The organism is Actinoplanes sp. NPDC000266, from assembly GCF_042899005.1.
Classification (GTDB): Bacteria; Actinomycetota; Actinomycetes; order Mycobacteriales; family Micromonosporaceae; genus Actinoplanes.
This window is the reverse complement of record NZ_JBIAZI010000002.1, coordinates 907,622-925,139: the sequence shown is the minus strand read 5'-3', so window position 1 is coordinate 925,139 and position 17,518 is coordinate 907,622. Positions and strand designations below refer to the sequence as shown.

Genomic DNA, 17,518 nt, shown 5'->3' with positions numbered 1-17,518 from the left:
GTCATTCAGCGGGCGCGGAGTCGGCTGGGAATTGGCTTTGGTCGACGGCGTGGTCCTGGGCCTCGTCCCAGGTGAGGTCGATGACCGAGTCGCGGTAGCGGAGGGCGGCGACGGTCTTGCGGTCGGCGCGGATGCGAGCCTTTTCGAGCCGTCCCTCGCGCCAGGTCAGGTCGACGGTGAAACCGCCCCGGGCTCGCAGGCCCCGCACCGAGCCGTCGCGCCACGTGGTGGGCAGGGCGGGCAGCAGCTCGATCTCCTCGCCGTCGGACTGGAGCAGCATTTCGGCGATGGCGCCGCTGCCGCCCGAGTTGCCGTCGAAGGAGTAGATGTTCTGCTCGGCGCCGGCGATGCCGCCCTGCGAATAGCTCAGCAGGTTCGTCTCGCTGGCGTCGGCGATCAGGCGGGTGATGTGGTGCAGGGCCTTGTCTCCGTCGAGCAGGCGGGCGTAGAAGGCGGCGAAATTGGCCTCCACCCACTCGGTCTGCTCCCAGCCGGGCGCGGCCTGCCGCCGTTCGATGGTGACCGCGGCCGCCCGGGCCAGTTCGGGCGTACGGCGCGGGGTGATCTGCCGTTCGGGGAAGACCGCCACCAGGTGCGCGGTGTGGCGGTGGGCCGGGTCGGCCTCGTCGAAGTCGTGCAGCCACTCCTGGAGCTGGCCGTGCTTGCCGATCCGGAACGGGGACAACCGCTCGCGGGCCGCCTCGGCGCGGGCGCGAAGTGCGGGGTCGACGCCGAGGATCTCGGCCGACCGGGCGCAGATCCGCAGGATCGCCTCGGCGAAGGCGCGGTCGGCGGTGGTGCCCATCGCCACCGAGCAGCGCGCGCCGTCCGGGGCCAGATAGGCGTTCTCCGGCGACTCGGCCGGGCCGGCCACCAGCCAGCCGTTCGTGGGCTCGGGCACCAGATAGTCGAGCAGGAACTCGGCCGCGCCGCGCAGGACCGGGTACGCCTGCTCGCGGAGGTAGTCCTCGTCGAGCCCGTACTCGTAGTGCTCCCACAGCTGCAGGGCCATCCAGGCGCCGCCGGTGACGTTCAGGCCCCAGCCGATGCCGGCGCCGGGGGCGCTGTAGCCCCAGGCGTTGGTGACCGTGTGGGCCACCCAGCCGCCCGCGCCGTACATTTCACGGGCCGTGCTCCGCCCGGCCTCGGCGAGGCGCTGGAGGAAGCCGAACAGCGGGGTCTGGCACTCGGCGAGGTGGCCCGACTCGGCCGCCCAGTAGTTCTGCTGGGTGTTGATGTCGAGGTGGAAGTCGTTGCTCCAGCCCATGCTGCTGGCGAACCCGTCGTTCCAGACGCCCTGCAGGGCCAGCGGCAGCGGCGAGCCGGCCCGGGAGCCGGCGACGGTCAGATAGCGGCCGTACTGGTAGTACAGGGCGATCAGATCGTCGTCGCGGTGTCCCTGGGCCAGGCGCTCCCGGCGTACGTCGGTGGGAAGCGCGACCGGCTCGCCCAGGTCGAGCGACACCCGGCCCATCAGGGCCTGGTGGTCGGCGACGTGGGCGGCGCGCAGGGTCTCGTAGCCGGCCTCGACGGCGACCAGCTTCTCGGCCCGGCCGGCGGCGTCCTCGCCGGCCCAGTCGGTGCCCACGGCGATCAGCACGACGACCGCGTCGGCGCCGTTGACCGTGACCGTGTCGCCGTCGCGGCTCAGCGTGCCGCTCTCGAGCCGGAAGCGCACACGGATCTCGACGGCGGCGCCGTTCTCGCCGTTGCTGTGCAAGGACTCTACGGCGCGGCCGCTGAAGGCGAGGCCGTCCTCGGTGGCCGTGGTGGCGCCGGGCAGGATGGTGTCGTCCAGGGTGGCGGAGAAGCTCAGAGGGCTTCCGGCCGTGAGGCGCATGGCGATGACGCCGTGCGGGTGCGAGGCGAAGACCTCCCGTACGTGGTCGTCGCATTCGACGCGGACGAGGCCGGTGCCGAGGTCGAGAGAGCGGCGGTAGCGCCCGGCCTCGCCGACGTCGCCGAAGTCGAGGCGCAGTCGGGGGAGGGGCACGTTCGTGCCGAACGAGGTGGGCCGTCCGGGCAGATGTTGCTCGGCGAGCCGCTGGGCCTCGGCGTACCGCCCGTCGAAGAGCAATTGCCGGATGGCCGGCAGTTCGCCGAGGGCGGTCGGGCTCACGTCGGTGTCCGAGGGCGCCCCGGACCACGCGGTCGACTCGGAGAGCCGGATGGTTTCGGTGCTTATGCCCCCGTACACCATGCCGCCGAGCCGGCCGTTGCCGATCGGCAGGGCCTCGAACCAGCGCTCGGCCGGCCGATCGTAGAAGAGATCAGTGGAAGGCATCGGCAGTCTCCTGAAGGCCGTCAATACAGCGCGGCGAGCCTAGGACCCAATTTACGGCTAAATCAATACTTGACGAAGGAAATTATTGAGCTTAGATTTCGGCCATGTTTCCCGAGGCTGACGCCGTAGCGCCCGCAGTGACAGCCGTCTTCACCGCCGTCCTGACCGAGGGCCCGATCACCCGCGTCGCCCTCGCCCGCCGCCTCGACCTGTCCTCCGGCGCCGTCACGAAGGCGGCCCGCCCGCTCATCGACCTGGGCTATCTCGAGGAGCTGGCCGCCACCGAGCGCACCGGGCCGGGCGCCGGGCGCCCGGCCAGCCCGCTGGCCATCCGGGCCGACAGCGAGTTCTTCGTCGGCGTGAAGATCACCGCCGACGAGCTCATCGGCGTGGTCTGCGACCTGCGCGCCCAGGTGCGGGTGTCGGCCCACCGGCGGCTGCCCGTGGCCGACGTCGACCAGGTGCTCACCCAGCTCGGCGAGCTCGTCGACGACCTGCTCGACGGCCCCGGCGACTATCGGGCGCGCACCCGCCGGCTCGGGCTGGCCGTCTCCGGCGACGTCGACCCGCTCACCGGCCTGGTCCGCTATTCGCCGTTCCTGCGCTGGCACGACGTCTCGCTGCGGGAACGGGCCGAGAAGATCACCGGCCTCGCCGTCACGGTCGAGAACGACGTCAAGGCGCTCACCATCGCCGAGCACTGGTTCGGCGAGGGCGTGGGGGCCGAGTCGTTCGCGCTCGTCACCGTCGGCGCCGGCATCGGCTGCGGCCTGGTCGTCGGCGGCCGGCTCGTCTCCGGCGCGCACGGCGTGGCCGGCGAGATCGGCCACATCGGCATCGACGTCGACGGCCCGGCCTGCCACTGCGGCAGCCGCGGCTGCGTGGAGGCGATCGCCGGCGCCGACGCCATCGTCCGGCAGGCCCGGGCGGCGGCCGGGCGGCCCGGCCTGACGTTCGAGGACGCGGTGGCGCTGGCCCGGTCCGGCGACGTGGCGGTCTGCGAGGTCTTCGCCCGCGCCGGGGACGCGATCGGCGCCGGCATCGCCGCGGTGGCCAACCTGGTCGGCCCGGCCCGCATAGTCGTCTCCGGCGAGGGCCTGGCCGCCTACGACCTGTTCGAGCCGCACATCCGGGCCGGTTTCCAGCGCCGGGCCTTCGGCGCCGCCGCCGACTGTCCACTCTCGATCCGCCCGCTGCCGTTCGAGGAGTGGGCGCGCGGCGCCGCCACGGTGAGCATCAAGGCGCTGGTCGCCTCGTGAGCGGCTCGAAGGTCAGGCGCAGATCCTCCGGATCGCCGTCGCCGTGCGCCCAGGCCAGCGGCGCGTAGTGGAAGGTCACGCCGGCCGGCGGCCGCAGCAACGGCCGGCCCTCGTCGTCGCGCGGCCACTCGACGTCGCCGGTGAGGGTACGCGCGGCGATCAGCCAGTAGTCGCCGGTGCGATAGACGCCGCCGGGCTCGAACCAGACCTGGACGCCGTTCTCCAGGCTGAGCCACTCGCCCTCGACGATCTCCACCGCGCCGTCGCCCGGTCCCTCGTCGCGGGCCCGCGGGTGGTCCCACCGGCGCAGCAGCGGATGCCGGGCGGCGATCCGGCCGGCCCCGGGGCCGGGCTCGCCGGAGAGCTGGACCCGGCGGTCCGGCACGTCGACGTCCTCGACCCGGAGAAGCTTGCCGGGCACGCCCCGGGCCACGGACGCGTCGTCGGCCACCTCGACCGCGTCGCCCACATGCAGATCGAGCTTGTCGTCGCGGCCCAGCGCGGCCAGCGTCACCCAGTCGCCGTCCACGGCGGCGATCGGGAACGTCACCGATCCGTTGTCGCGCGACCATTTGAACGTCCGGTCGCCGTGCACCTCGACCCGGTAGAGCTGGTTCTCCTGGCCGCGGTACCGCGAGTCGGGGGCGACGATGCAGGGGTCCTCCTCGGTGCGGGCCGGCCGCTCGGTGCGGGCCGCCAGCCGGCTCGACGGCCCGGTCCGCTCGCCCGCCCAGCCGGCGAAACGCTCCCGGACGGCGTCGGCGGTCTTCACACCGGACAGGTCGAGCCCGCGGGCCGGCAGCACCTGCCAGAAGACCCGGCTGCGGGCGGCCGTGTCGGGCAGGGCCGAGCCGAGCGCGGTCTCCCGGATCTCCGGATCCTCGGCCGCGGTCACCAGGTCCTCCCAGACCTTCAGGCAGAGGACGTACGGCGGCCGGGCCGGCAACTCGTCATCCGGGTCCTCCGGATCGAGGTAGGCCCACGGCTGATCCCAGTACGTCCAGCCGGCCCCCGGTTCCGGCTCCGGGCCGCCCACCGGCCGCGGCGGCTCCGGCCGGTTCGCGTCGACGAGCAGACCGTCCACGTAGTAGTGGCCGCCGGCGATGGCCAGGCTCGCCGGATCGCCCTCGATCGCCGTCAGCCGGAAGCCCTCACCCGGCCCGCCGTGCGGGCCGATCAGGTCGGCCGCCAGCGCGCGGATCAGGCGGAGCCCGATGGCGCCCTGTTCGTTGAAATCGGCGTCCAGCAGCGCCCGGCCCTGCTGCAGGAGGACCGCGGAGTAGTTCTTGCCGGGCTGGAAGGTGTGGCGGCTGAAGTCGCCCTTCATCGCAGTTCCTCTCAGGTGACGTAGACGATCGCGGGGGCGGCGCCGGCCGGCGTGAACTCCTCGAGCCGGGCGTACAGGTTGTCGGCGCGCTGCGGCTGGAACAGGTCGTGGAAGGCGCCCATCTCGGAGCGGTCCTGCGCGCCCCGGCTGACCTCGACCGCGCACGCGGCGGCGAGCTGGCCGTAGGCGGGTGAGCCGTACCGGTCGCTGGTGAAGCGCGGCCGGACCCGGGCCGCCTCGGCCGGGCCGGCCAGGTCGGGCTGGCACCGGTAGCGCGGCGGGGTGCGCGAGCCCGGCGGCACGTGGCAGAACCGCATGCAGCCGATGCCGCGGCGGGCCACGTGCACCCGGCCGTCGAAGATGCTGTCCTCGGCGATCTGGACGGCGTGCGTGTGCACCTCGCCGATCACCGTGCTCCGGTGGGCGTGCAGCACCGCGTGCGCGTGCCGGCATTCGGGCGCGGACAGGGCCTCGCGGTCGCGGCCGGTCGCGTCCAGGATGCTGTCGGACAGGTGGATCGGCAGCGGATCGGCGCGGACCTCGTCGGCGATGACCAGGATCGTGCCGAGGATGCTGCGTTCGATCCGCACGCAGGCGGTGGTGTCCTCCAGCACGAGGCTGGGTTCCTCGGGGTGGGTGGGCGCGCAGTGCGGCTCCAGCGCCCAGCCCGGCACGAGCGTGCTGTGCCGGATGACCAGCGCGCCGACCGTCCCGGTGACGCTGACCCCGCGGCCGGTGACGAGCAGGCCGTCCAGGGTCACCCGGGGCGGCGGCCGGTCGTCGTCGCGGCAGTCCTCGGGCAGCGGTCCCTTGATGTTCAGCGAGTCCGGCCGGTTGGTGTACCAGTCGAGCAGCCGCAGCACCGGCCGGGAGCCCTCGGCCGCGCGGACCTCGAGCCGGTCGCCCGGATCGAGGACGAACTCCAGCTGTTCCTGATAGGCGCCGCTGCCGCTGATCTCGATGATCGCCTCGGGCACCGAGCCGTCCGCGTTGTCCTCCCGCCACCGCTCGTACGCCGGCATGATGCGCTCGAAGTCGCCGTCCGCGCCGACCCGGTACACGCGGGCGCCCGGCGGGGTGTACCGCTCCCGTTGATACTCCCCGCCGCCCATGTCGTCGCTGAACAGGTGGTGGTAGGTCACCCAGACGCCGCGCCGGGGCGCGCTGCGGGCCCCGAACGCGATCCGGCCCAGTACCGGGTCGACCGCCACCTGGTCGCGCCGCGGCCGGTACGCCCAGTCGGACAGATCGGCCACGACGACCTCGGCCGGCGGGATCGGCTCGTCCTGGTCGTCCCGCCAGATCGCCAGGCTCTTGCCCGGGCCGTAGAGGTCGGCCAGCTGGTCCAGCAGGAGACGGCGGCGGATGAGCACCGGCACGTTCTCGGCGGTGGCGATGTGCGTCGCCGACGGCTCCGGGATCGGCTTGACCACGAGCGGTACGTCGTTGCCCAGAACCGAGAAGGTGTAGAGGTTGCGCGCCCGGTCGAGGCAGTGCGCGGGCGCCCGCGTGATCGAGTACGGCCGGAGCCGCCACACGAACAGCGCCACCCCCGGCGGGTTGTAGAGCGGCCGCCCCGCGGTGTGCGCCTGCTCGTCGAACGGGCCGCCGAGCAGGTCGAGCGCGCCGCCTTGGCGGACGTCGAGGGTGCGTGAGCCGGCCACCGCGCCGAGGCGTACGGGCTGGGTGGCCGCGACCAGCCGGCGCGTCTCCACCGCCCGCGACGGCCAGTCCGCGACCGCCGCGGCGAGCTCCTCCAGCAGCGGCAGCGTGCCCTTGCGGCGGCGCCCGGCCACGGTGTCGGCGACGTCGCGCCGTGGCGCCAGCCGGGCCGCGAGGGCGGGGGAGAGGGCCTCGGCGTAGCCGGGCGGGGTGCGGTATCCGACCAGGTCGCCCAGATAGGGCACGGCCCAGTCGTCGCAGGTCTCGATGAACCAGTTGTCGTAGAGCCGGGCGATGTCGGCCTCGACCAGGTTCACCTGCTCGGCGATGACGGCCAGCAGGTCGCGCAGCGGGCCGCCGGCCTCGGCGTCGCGGCGCTGGTGCAGCTGCGGCAGCAGCTCGAACAGACGGTCCGGGCCGATCACGATCGGACCTCCTTAAGGATCAGCGTGTCCGGCACGGCGGGCGAGAGCAGTGCCAGCTGGGCGGGCCGTACGCCGCGGAACACCACCAGCGAGCGCGGCCCGCGCACCGGCGACGCGTCGGTCAGGCCGGGATTGAGGCGCAGCAGGGCGTCCACGGTGATGCCGGAGCGGGCGGCGATCGCGGTCAGGGACTCGGTCGTGCCGGCCGCCACCTCGTACCTCTGTTCGGCGAAACGGGCCGGCCCGGCCGGAACCACGGTGCGGGCTTCGGTGAGTTGCGCCGCCAAGGTCTCCAGCCCGGCCGGGGTGATGCCGGCCGGAACACCGGCGAACACGTTCACGTCGACCCAGTCGACGCCGGGCACGGCCTGCACGGCGGCCACCGCTTCGGAGAGGTACGCCGGTTGGGCGAGCTCGCGGCGGTCGAAGCCGAGCCGGTCCAGCAGCGCCGCGCGGACCGCCGGTTCGACGGCCTCCCATGAGTGAGCGGGCAGAACCCGTACGTCAGCCGCGATGATCAGCAGGACCAGCTCACGCACCGCGACCACAACGGGCAGTTGCGGGTCGCCGAAGGTGGCCAGCGACGCGTGCAGGGACCGCACGACACCGGAGTCGGGGGTCAGCGGAATGTCGCCGGCCCCGGCCACCGTGACGTGCACGACCTCCCGCGAACCGTCGAACAGGCGGCGGGCCGAGGCCCGGCCGATCCCCGCCCGCAGCCGGGCGAAGTCCTCGAAGTCCGGCACCGAGAGCAGGCGGTCGAGCGCGGTGACCGACAGCGGGATGCCGCGGCGGGCCTGCTCGGCGTCGTCCGGATCGGCGCCACCGGTGGCGGGCAGCGGATTGTGCACCGCCGACACCCACAACGGCCGGGTCAGCAGCTGGGTGATCCGGCCGGCGTCCACATTGCCCGGCCGTCCGGTGCCGACCCGATAGCGGGCCCGCACGTTCTGGTAACCGGTGGGCAGCCGGGCCCCGTGCTCGCCGTCGCCGAAGGTGACCGACGTACGGCCGTCGTCGTCGGCCCGGCTGGTGTAGACGCGTTCGAGCGGCCCTCGCCCGGCCAGGCTGTCGACCTCCGACCAGAGCACGCCGTTCACCCGGATCTCCAGGGTGCTGCGGGCCCCGCGCGGGGTGTCGGCGGCGAGCCAGGTCAGCGGGCCCTGGAAGAGCCGGAAGTTCTGGTTGGCCCGGCCGGCGTCGCCGCTGCCGATCGGCTCGTCACGGGTGGCGCCGTGCGTGGCCGGCGCGACGTTGGCCAGCAGGTGCACGGTCTCCCGGCGGTAGCGGTACGACAGAGGAGAGGCCAGCACGATCGTGGTGTGCACCCGGTCGCCGGGGCGCTGCTCGTCGACGCTCTGCCGCACCGCCGCGATCATCGTCAGCTCGGTGCCGGTGATGCCGGGCGTGTCCGGCAGATCGGTGCGCTCGCCGGTCACCACCACCCAGCGGCCGGGTATCAGCCCCTCGTACAGCCGGGCCAGCTCCAGCTCGGCGCCGGACACGTCGTCGGTGACCGGTTCGGTGGCCGGCTCGACCGGCTCGCCGCGGGCGTGGACGGTGGTCTGCCGGATGTCGGAGAGCGACTGGTCGTCCTCGTCCAGCCAGCGGCTGTCCAGCACCAGCTCGGTCACCTTGCCGGTGATACCGAACGCGGCCCGCGACACCACCCGGGCCGAGCGGACCCGCGTGATCACCTCGGCCAGCGGCGAGGTCTTACCGGGCCGTTGGATCACCACCCAGGAGCCCGGGGCGATGCCGTCGTAGACGGCGTCCAGCGCGATGACGTTGGGCGAGCTGAGTGCGACCGGCGCGGCGATCGTGACGGTCACGACCGTCGTCTCGCGGGCGATGCTCAGCTGCAGGCCGAGGTGGGTCGCGGTGCGCGACTCGCGGCGCGACAGCTGGACGGTGAGCGGCTCCCCGCCGCCGGGCGGCTCGGTGTCCACCACGATCCGGACCCGGTCGTCGCCGTCCGGGCGGGCGACGAAGACGCGGCGGGCGGGCAGCTCGGGGCGGAACACGAAGGTGACACCCAGCTCGGCCCGGGCGAGGTCGATGACGGGACCCTGAACGGTCAGGTGGACCCGGCCGGGCCCGAAGTCGAACTCGTCGTCGGTGTCGTCGGCCAGCTGGCGCCGGGCGTCGACGATCCGGTCCTGCTCGGTCCAGGTCAACTCGGCCCGCTCGGGCACCTGGCCGTTGTCCTCGTCGAAGAAGACCCGGGTGGCCAGGCTCTGCCGGCCCCGCAGCGGCCAGTCGACGTAGCCGGTGACCTGGCCCTGGTCGTCGGTCACCGGCTGGAGCGGGGCGGTGGCGCCGAACGGCGTGGCGACCGTCCGGACGGCCAGCAGGGCGGCCAGGGCCGGCGGCGCGGTCAGGCCGACCTCGCGCAGCGCCGGATAGAGACCGTCGCGCAGGCGCTCGTCGAGGGCGGCCAGCAGTTGCACGGCGACGTCCGAGCCGGGCGCGTAGAGCTGGGCCGGGTCGCGGTCCAGCGCCCGCGGCCCGTCCGGTGGCCGGGACGGCGGCACCCGCAGGGCGCCGAGCAGCGCGCCGATGCCGGCGATCGCGGCCGCGGTGGCGTCCGCGCGGTCCAGGCCGAGCGCGGTGTGCAGCCGGGGCGCCCCGGCCGGTGGCTGGGCCGGTTCCAGGGCCGCCACGGCAGCCCGCAGCTCTCTCAGCGCCGGCTCCAGCTTGCCGGTGAGCCAGCGGTGGACGTTCGCGTACGGGCGGGCGAGCGCGACCGTCTCGGCCAGGCGCTCCAGGGCGGCGTCGAGCCGGTCGCCGAACCGTGTCGCGGAGTCGATCGGCAGGCCGGCGACGATGGTGTCGAGATGGTCGGTGACGTAGCGCTGCACGATGCGGCTCCGCTCGTACATGCCCTCGTCTGTTCTCGCCCAGCCGACGAGCGCCTCGAACGCGCCGGTGAGATCGGCCAGGCCGGGCAGCGGCGGGCCGTCGAGCTCGGCCACCGTGACACCGGCATCCCGGTCGATGGTCACGCGCTGGACGACGCGCATCGCCTGGCGGGCCGGCTCGGAGCCGAAGACGAACAGGAGCCGGTCGCCCGCCCGTACGTTGGTCGCGGCGCCGGCCAGGTGCACCCGGTCCAGCCGGTCGAGGGTCTCCAGCGTCAGCCGGCGGGGACGGCGGAGCCGGACCTGGAGGTCGTTCCAGGACGACCGGGCGGGCAGGCTCTCGGCGATCTCGAAGGGCTGCGGCTGCTCACCCTCGCCGGGCACGCTCTGGGCCCGGGCGCCGGCCGGGATGGTGGCCCGCGTGTCACCCTCGGCGGCCGGATCACGGTCCACCGTGTACGCCAGGTAGGTGCCCGCCGAGACGCCCGGCCGGGGCAGATGCCCGACGAGACGGCCGAGCAGCCGCAGCGAGCTCTCCTCGGTGGCCGTGCGCAGATAGCCCTCGTTCGCCATCCGCTCGGAATAGAAGGTGAGCAGGTCGGCCACGACGGCCCAGGCGTCGAGCAGCGCGATCGCCGGGTCGTCGGCCGAGCGCACGGTCAGCCCGGCCAGCGCCGGATGACCGGGGCTGGACAGCCGGGCCAGCATCGAGGACAGGAACTCGCCGTGGTCGCCGGTGCGGTACCGCAGCGCGGAACGGCCGGGGGGATTGTCCACCGGGCGGGGCGTCGCCAGGTCCACCCCGGCGCAGCCGCAGTCCCCGGCGCAACCGCAGTCCTCGGCGCAGTCGAGGCAGGTCATCGCTCACCTCCGAGCACGATCGTGAGCCGGCCGTTCTCCGGCAGACTGGGGTCGTCGTCCAGCTGGGCCACCTCGAGCGGGCCGAGCGGCAGCACACCGCCGTCCGGCTCGGCGGGGTCGGGATGGAACAGCCGGCCCAGACGCGTCACCCGTGCCGTGGTGACGCCGGGAACCGCGGCCGCGGCCGCGACGAGGCGGCTGGCCCGCACCGGGTCGCCGAAGGTCAGCGCGTCCGGGTCGAAGAGCGCGCGGAGGGCCCGGCGCAGCTCGGCCCGCACCGCGCCGGAGCGGTAGCCGCCGGCCACGCAGGCGGTCAGCTCGACGTCCAGCGGCACCAGGACGGCCGGCTGGACGACCACGTCGTGACCGATCCGCCGGTACTGCTCGAGCGCGGTGGCCACGGCGTCGAGCAGAGCCCGCGTGGGGCGTTCGGCCCCCTGCGGGTCGACCGCCACGTGCACCCGCTGCCCGAGACCGGTCCAGCGGAGCTGGGCGGCGGCGCGCTGCACGCCGGGCACGGCCGAGGCCAGCTCGGCGTAGTCGGCCGCGGTCACGGCCCGCAGCCGGTGGCGCCGGACGGCCAGGGGCGCGAGCTGGCGTACCTGGTCGACGGGCTCGGGGTCGGCGCCGCCGCCGGCCGGCATCGGATTGCGTACCCAGGCCAGCTCCACGGGATCGGCCACGACGAGGTGCCCGATGGCCCCGGCGCCGACGTTGCCGGCGGCGCCGTTGCCGATCCGGTAGCCGACGAGCAACCGGCCGCCCGGTGGTGGGGCCGTGCCGTGCCGGCCGTCGCCGAACCGCAGCGCGAGCCGGCCGTCGTCCTCCAGCTCGCCGACCACGTGGTGGTCGCGGGGGCCGCTGCGGAGCAGGTCGCGCCGGGGAGTCCAGGCGCCGGTCAGGGCGGGCAGCGCCTGCCGCGGGTCCTGGCGCAGGGCCCCGGCGGCCGGACCGGCGAGGCGAGGGCCGGCCGGGTCGAGGCCGTCCGCGTAGGCCGGGCCCCAGCTGTGCGCGATCTCCCACACGTAGCCGGCGGGAAGCACCTCGCCGTTGGCGGTCCGGCTGCGCAGCGAGGCGAGCCGGCGCAGCTTGGCCGCGAGCAGCCGGTCGAAGCGGGCCAGCAGATCGCGCAGCACCCGGGCCGGGCGGCGGGCCAGGCCCCATTCCTCGACGAGCCCCGCGCCGAACAGCGTGGCCACTTCGTCGATCTGACGACGGGTCAGGCGGTGCTTGTCGCGGGCGACCCGCCACAGCTCCTCCAGCCGCTCCCGCGCCCGGTCGGGCAAGCCGGCGAGCACACGGGACTGGCCGGCGGAGACCACCGACGGCTCGGGGAACGGCACCCGCTGGGTGACCGGGGCCTCGCGCAGCCGCGGCCGGAACCGTGGCGGCAGCGGGGGATAGGTGACCTGGGCGAACAGAGCCTCCAGCGCCGCGGCCTGGTCGGCGACCGGCGCGCGGTGGTCGACGCCGGCCCGGTCGACGGCGTCCCGGCCGAACCACCCGGCCAGCGCGATGACGTCGTCCTCGGTCAGCGGCACGCTGATCTCGTCGCCTTTACGGTTGCCGGGTGGCACCGGGATCTCCTCGGGCTCGCCCCGGCCGTCGCCGTGGTCGACCAGGACGACGTTGCCCCGGGCCACGCTCACGCCGGCGCGGCCGCCGGTGGCGACGCAGAGCGGGAAGGTCAGCGCGTCCTCGACAGCCCAGGTGACCTCCAGGACCGGCTGGCCGTGGACATCGTCGACCTCGGCGGTGACGCCGGTGAGCCGGACGGCCTGGCGGTGGGTGGGGTCGGCGTCGGCGGGCGAGCCGGTGCGCGGGCCGATCACCTCCTCGACGATGAGAACGTCGCCCGGGGCCAGCGCCAGCCGCCGCGGTCGCGGGTGGCGCTCCTCGCCGTCGTCCTCGCCCTCCTCCTCCGCCGGTTCCTGCCAGTCGCCGGCCCAGTCGTCGCGCAGGGTGGCCGAGGTGGCGCCCACCGGCAGGTGGAACTTGTCCTCGCCCCACGTCCAGAAGCTGAGCTCGTTCCGTTCCGGCCGCACGGTGAGGGCGGTGTCCCGTACCGGCTCGAAAATCTCGTAGGAAGTGCCGGCGGGGAGACGGCGCAGGGTCTCCTCGGTCAGCGCGACCGGCAGATCCGGGCGGTCCCGCGGGTCGAGGCGGCTGACGTCCACCGACACGAAGCGGAACGTGCCGGCCTCGAGCTCGACCGGCTCCTCGGCCGACAGAGCGACCCACGCCCGCGCGTTGCAGCCGTCGTGCATCTGGTAATCCACGAGGCGTACGTGGCGGCGGACCGACACCCGCAGGCGCGCGGTGTCCAGATAGGCCTCGGTGGCCACCGCGTCCTGATAGTAGGAGAGCTGATCACCGGCGTACGCGAGAAGTTCGACGAGGGTCACCCCGAGGTCGGGCGCGTGCCGCTCGGACCACTTCGGCATGGTCAGGGCGAGGCGGTCGAACAGCAGGCGGCGCAGCCGCGCGTAGTCGCGGGCGGTGTAGTCGATGACCGGTTGCGACCGGTGCGGTTGCGGCGCGGGTGGTTGATCGGCGCAGTCGACGTCGGTGGGGCAGTTGAGCCGGAAACGGACCGGCGCGCTCGCGTACCTGGGGTCGAAGCCGTGCAGGGGCCGGGTTCCGGGGCGGCCGTGCGCGCCCTCCTCGACCACACTCAGCGTGTACGTGGACGTGTCACCGGCCCGGTCGACGGTCACCTCCGCATGATCGTCGAGCTCCGGGTCGTCCTCCCGGCGTACCTGGACGTCGAGCACCCGGATGCCGGTGATCCGGCGGCCGCCGTCGATCCGTACGTTGGCCGGGCCGAGACGCCGCGGCGCCTTGCCGAGGAAGGTGACGGTGAGCCGGCGGCCGTCGTCGCTCGCCTCGACGCCGTCGATGCCGTTGAGGGGCCCGTGGCGCACGTCGCCACGCCGCCGCTCGATGATCATGCTGATTCTCCCGCCTCTAGCACGGCCGTCTGCCGCGACCCGGTCGACAGGACCACATAGGACAGCTCGACCCGGATCAGGTTGTCCACGCTGAAGATCTCCAGCGTCTCGACCTCGAGCACGTCGCCCAGCCAGCGGTGCAACGCGGCCTGCACGGACAGCTGGAGCGTGGCCGCCAGCTCCGGGCTGTTCGGCTCGAAGACCAGATCGAGCAGCCCGCAGCCGAAATCCGGCCGCATCACGCGCTCGCCCGGACTGGTGAACAGCAGCTGCTCGACCATGTCGCGGACGTGCCCGTCGTACCCGACATCCGCGGTACGCCCGCGCCGGTCGAGGTGGAACGGGAAGTCCAGGTCCACGCGGGTCATTCGCCCACCACCCGCTGCTGCACCACGACCACGTTCGGCGGGCCCTGGGGGATCCGCTCGGCGCTCTGGCAGATGCCGGACGACGACTGCAGCAGGGCCGGCGACCCGTTCACCATCACCCGCGCGGCCGGCGACACCCAGGTGACGCTGACACACGGCTGCGGTTTCGTGCCGGCGGTGAAGACACACCCGGCGACGGTCCAGAGATCGGCCAGGCTGGCCACCGGCTGCCCGGCCACCAGCACCCGCGACTGCGCGGGCAGAGCCGACGCCCGGCCCTGGTGCGGGCAGTTCACCGTGGCGCCGACGTGCAGAAGGTTCCCCACATGCGTTCCTTCCTGCTCTCAGGTGACGGTCAGTGCACCCTGGTTGACGGTCACGGTCGAACCGACGAGCGTGATCGAGGCGCCCTGACCGTTGGTGATCGAGATACCGGACTCGTTGATGACGATGGCCGCGCCGCTGGCGGCCTTGAGCGTGATGCCGGCGTTGCCGGGCAGGTCGGACAGCACAACCGCCTGCTGCCCCCGCGTCTGCACGAGGATGTTCGGCCGGTCCGGCGGCCCGGTCTGCGCCGCCGCCGGCACCTCGGCCGCCGAGCCGTACCAGCAGCCCACCCAGATCGGGAAGCTGACGTCGCCCTGCTCGAACTCCACCCACACCCCGGCGCCGACCGGCGGCACCACCGAGACGCCCATCTGCGGTGCGGCCACCGGCAGGCAGGGCATCGCCCACGAGGACGCGGTGACGCCCAGCACGTCGGGCACCTGCACCTGGACGCGTCCCATCCGCATCGGGTCGACGTTGTTGACGACGGTGCCCCGGAACTTGCCGAGGTACCTCTCCGGCTGCGCCACAGCTCACCTCACCTCAGGGGACGACGGTCGGGAACAGCGAGATCAGGCCCTCGCGGGCCAGCGTGAAGTTCTGGGTGTACGTGCCGCGCTGCAGGTTGTGCGTGACGCTCTTGACGTAGTAGAGGCCGTCGTACGTGACACCGGCGCCCCGCACCCCGACCAGCTCCCTGGGCCGCAGCACGTCGCCGTACCGCACCACGTCGAGCTGCCCCGAGCCGGTGACGGCGTCCGATGACTCGATCACCTTGGCGATCGTCTCGGCGAGCGCCTGCGGCGCGTCCTTCTTGGCCGTGTCCGCGATGACTTTCTTCTTGAGCGCGGGCGCCGGCCGCTGGGCGAGAGGCGGGCGCAGCACACTCACCTCGGGCACGGGCAGCACGACCGAGACCTTGGTCGACGGAATCTGGATGCGGGCCACCGGATCCTCCCGGGCCGACCCGTCGAACCCGAACGTCAGCTGATCCACCGTCGACAGGTGATCCATGTTGACGTTGATGGCGTGCTGCGGCACACCGAGGCGCACCTCGGGCCCCCAATAGGCCCGGCTGAGGCCCGGCGCCGGACCAGGATCCAGATAGAACACGTACCCGTTGGCCTTGGCCAGCTCGGTCAGATAGCCGAGATCGGTGCCCTTCTGAAAATCGATGCGCTGCGTCGGCATCGGTGTCTGCGGAACAAGCTCCGGAATCACCTGAGGCGTGATGCCGTACTGCGCGTACTGGGCGATGATCGCGGCCACCCGGGCCGACGGCGACATGGCCGGGAACGGCACACCCTCCCGCTCCTCCAGATCCATGAGGACGGTCAGATCCTCACCGGTGACGGTCAGCGTCGACTGCCCCGGAACCCCGCTGACCCCCACCTCCTGCCGGATGATCACCCCATCCATCAGTACGGTCTGCACCCCGCGCACGGTCGCCGCCAGCACCACCCGGACCTGCGGGTCGAAGCCGCCGGCCGGCAGCAACGTCCGGTTGATCACCCCGTTCCGTGAGAGATCGAAGGACAGTTGGAAGCCGCTGCGCTGCCCGGCGGTCACAGTGATCTGCGCGGACAGCAGAGCATCGGTGACCTGCTGGGAGGCGGGCGCCACGATCTGGCGCCCCATCAGCAGCGTGAGATAGATCGGCGCGACATCGGGCATGCGCTAGACCTCGGTCCCGGCCGGAGGAGCGGCCACACCCTCGGGCAACGTGATTCGCAGACGCCGTCCAGCGGTGGCGGTCAGCTCGGCCGGATCGAGCACGCCGTTGGCATCGGCCAGCCGCCACCACAGCTCCGGATCGCCCAGATACCGGTTGGCGAGCAGATCTCCGCGATCACCGGCACTCACCTCGTGCTCGGCGACCGAGGCGAAGCTGCCCGGTTGAGGCAGAAGCCGCCGCCGAAGATAGGGGATGTCGCCGTGGATGGCGGTCTCCGCACCGAAATAACGGCTGGTCCGGGGGTACGGCGATTGAGCCGCGCCCAGCGCCGCGGGATCCGTCATGCGTGTGCCTCCTGCCGTCAGATGTTGGTGAGCCCGAGAGTGGCCAGCCGCCCACCGGCGGAGGTGCCGGCGAGCCGCTCCTTCTGAGCGAGATGAGCGAGATAGAGATCGGCCCCCCGGTGCCCGGTGGGAAGGTCACTGGTGGAGAGCACCCGCAACCCGATGCTCACGAGCGCCCGATAGGGGTTGAGATCGACATCGAACGCCTCCTCGGTGATGCTCAGCTCGGTCAGCTTGACCGGCATCACCCGTTTGCTCCCCCACACGAAAAGCGTCAGAGGCGCCTCGACCGGCGTGATCTCGAGAGCCCCGGTCGCCGCGATCACCTGGTTGGCCCGCACTCGAGCGCTGGGCGGCTGGATGAGCATCTCCAACACAGCGAGCTGAGGGTGAATCCCATGGGGGGAGGGCACCTCAGGCTGATCGGTCGAGTCGATCTCCGCGTCGAACTTCCACGTCTCGACGGCCGGCCCTTTGAGCCGCAACGCCTCGGTTCGGTCGCCTTGCCCTTCACCCCCGGCCCCTTGCGGCGTCAGCGACCGCTGCAGCGAGTCAGGATTGAACTGCATGACGATGACCCGCTGCGGCGTCCCCCGCTCGGGGTCGATCAGCACGATCCCCGCACGCACCGGCTTAGGTATGTCCACGAATTGGGTCATGGCCGCGGCACATTCGCGTCGTCGTAAGACTCCAACGTGATCTCGGCCAGTTCCCTGAGCTCATCGCTGTCGTCGTGATCGCGAACCTCGATCAGCGCGCTCCGGTATTGCGGGCGGGGCACATAGGTGGCCGCCCAGATCGCCGTCTCGCGAACCCGTTCGTCCTCGTGGCGCATGGCCCGTGTGATGCGGCTGAGGAAGCGTTCGTCGGGCTCCTCAGGTGCGCCCACCCCAGCGCGTAGGACTGCTCGGGCGAGTTCGACCGGATTCTCGGCGTCGTCGACGGCGGCGACGAGATCGTCGACCCGCCAGGTGTCAAGGCCCGATTCCAGCCTCTCGCCTGTCGCCCGAGCCGCGCCGGCGTCCTCGGCGACAACCACCAGGAACCTGGCGCCGGACGCCTCGTCGTCGAAATAGCTGACTTCTACCGAAGGTTCCGCCTGCCAGATGAGTTGGTAGGAAGTTCCCTCTTCCGGGTCGGCCTGAACCTCTTTGCGCACGCTCCAACCAAGATT

General features: G+C 73.0%; 13 protein-coding genes. 1 reads left to right on the top strand and 12 read right to left on the bottom strand.

Annotated elements, in window-relative coordinates; genetic code table 11:
• Window position 1: 1 nt before the first annotated feature.
• Window positions 2–2,284 carry a glycosyl hydrolase family 95 catalytic domain-containing protein gene (locus tag ACFY36_RS10525; protein WP_499745654.1) on the bottom strand — a complete coding sequence of 761 codons (2,283 nt, stop codon included), beginning with the start codon at window positions 2,282–2,284 and terminating at the stop codon, window positions 2–4.
• A 104-nt stretch (window positions 2,285–2,388) separates the two neighbouring features.
• On the opposite strand from ACFY36_RS10525, the gene ACFY36_RS10520 reads away from it, so the two are divergent.
• Entirely contained in the window at window positions 2,389–3,543 is a 1,155-nt protein-coding gene (locus ACFY36_RS10520) for an ROK family protein (RefSeq protein ID WP_499745653.1), read from the top strand.
• Here ACFY36_RS10520 and ACFY36_RS10515 read toward each other — a convergent pair.
• From ACFY36_RS10515 to ACFY36_RS10465, 11 genes are read right to left on the bottom strand one after another with little or no spacing between them, the layout of a single operon-like run.
• Window positions 3,521–4,870, bottom strand: coding sequence for a DUF6519 domain-containing protein (locus ACFY36_RS10515; protein WP_499745652.1), 1,350 nt, complete (start codon window positions 4,868–4,870; stop codon window positions 3,521–3,523). The genes ACFY36_RS10520 and ACFY36_RS10515 overlap by 23 nt on opposite strands.
• A gap of 11 nt (window positions 4,871–4,881) precedes the next feature.
• A complete protein-coding gene (locus tag ACFY36_RS10510) occupies window positions 4,882–6,957 on the bottom strand; it encodes a hypothetical protein (RefSeq protein ID WP_499745651.1) in 2,076 nt (691 codons plus the stop codon).
• Complete coding sequence (locus tag ACFY36_RS10505) at window positions 6,954–10,679, bottom strand: putative baseplate assembly protein (protein ID WP_499745650.1); 3,726 nt, start codon at window positions 10,677–10,679, stop codon at window positions 6,954–6,956. Before ACFY36_RS10505 ends, ACFY36_RS10510 begins: the two co-directional genes overlap by 4 nt.
• On the bottom strand, window positions 10,676–13,630 hold the full coding sequence (locus ACFY36_RS10500) for a putative baseplate assembly protein (protein WP_499745649.1): 2,955 nt from the start codon (window positions 13,628–13,630) through the stop codon (window positions 10,676–10,678). Before ACFY36_RS10500 ends, ACFY36_RS10505 begins: the two co-directional genes overlap by 4 nt.
• Window positions 13,627–13,998 (bottom strand): GPW/gp25 family protein, encoded by a 372-nt coding sequence (locus ACFY36_RS10495; RefSeq protein WP_499745648.1) that lies wholly within the window; start codon window positions 13,996–13,998, stop codon window positions 13,627–13,629. The genes ACFY36_RS10500 and ACFY36_RS10495 overlap by 4 nt, the downstream gene beginning before the upstream one ends.
• Window positions 13,995–14,324 (bottom strand): hypothetical protein, encoded by a 330-nt coding sequence (locus ACFY36_RS10490; protein ID WP_499745647.1) that lies wholly within the window; start codon window positions 14,322–14,324, stop codon window positions 13,995–13,997. Before ACFY36_RS10490 ends, ACFY36_RS10495 begins: the two co-directional genes overlap by 4 nt.
• A gap of 18 nt (window positions 14,325–14,342) precedes the next feature.
• Window positions 14,343–14,855: a phage baseplate assembly protein V gene (locus tag ACFY36_RS10485; RefSeq protein WP_499745646.1), complete on the bottom strand. Its 513-nt coding sequence runs from the start codon at window positions 14,853–14,855 to the stop codon at window positions 14,343–14,345.
• Window positions 14,856–14,868: 13 nt separating this feature from the next.
• Complete coding sequence (locus ACFY36_RS10480) at window positions 14,869–15,999, bottom strand: hypothetical protein (protein ID WP_499745645.1); 1,131 nt, start codon at window positions 15,997–15,999, stop codon at window positions 14,869–14,871.
• 3 nt (window positions 16,000–16,002) lie between these two features.
• Window positions 16,003–16,344, bottom strand: a complete 342-nt coding sequence (locus ACFY36_RS10475; RefSeq protein WP_499745644.1) for a hypothetical protein — start codon at window positions 16,342–16,344, stop codon at window positions 16,003–16,005.
• A 17-nt stretch (window positions 16,345–16,361) separates the two neighbouring features.
• Complete coding sequence (locus ACFY36_RS10470) at window positions 16,362–17,003, bottom strand: hypothetical protein (protein ID WP_499745643.1); 642 nt, start codon at window positions 17,001–17,003, stop codon at window positions 16,362–16,364.
• Window positions 17,000–17,503: a HEAT repeat domain-containing protein gene (locus tag ACFY36_RS10465; protein ID WP_499745642.1), complete on the bottom strand. Its 504-nt coding sequence runs from the start codon at window positions 17,501–17,503 to the stop codon at window positions 17,000–17,002. Before ACFY36_RS10465 ends, ACFY36_RS10470 begins: the two co-directional genes overlap by 4 nt.
• Window positions 17,504–17,518: the final 15 nt, after the last annotated feature.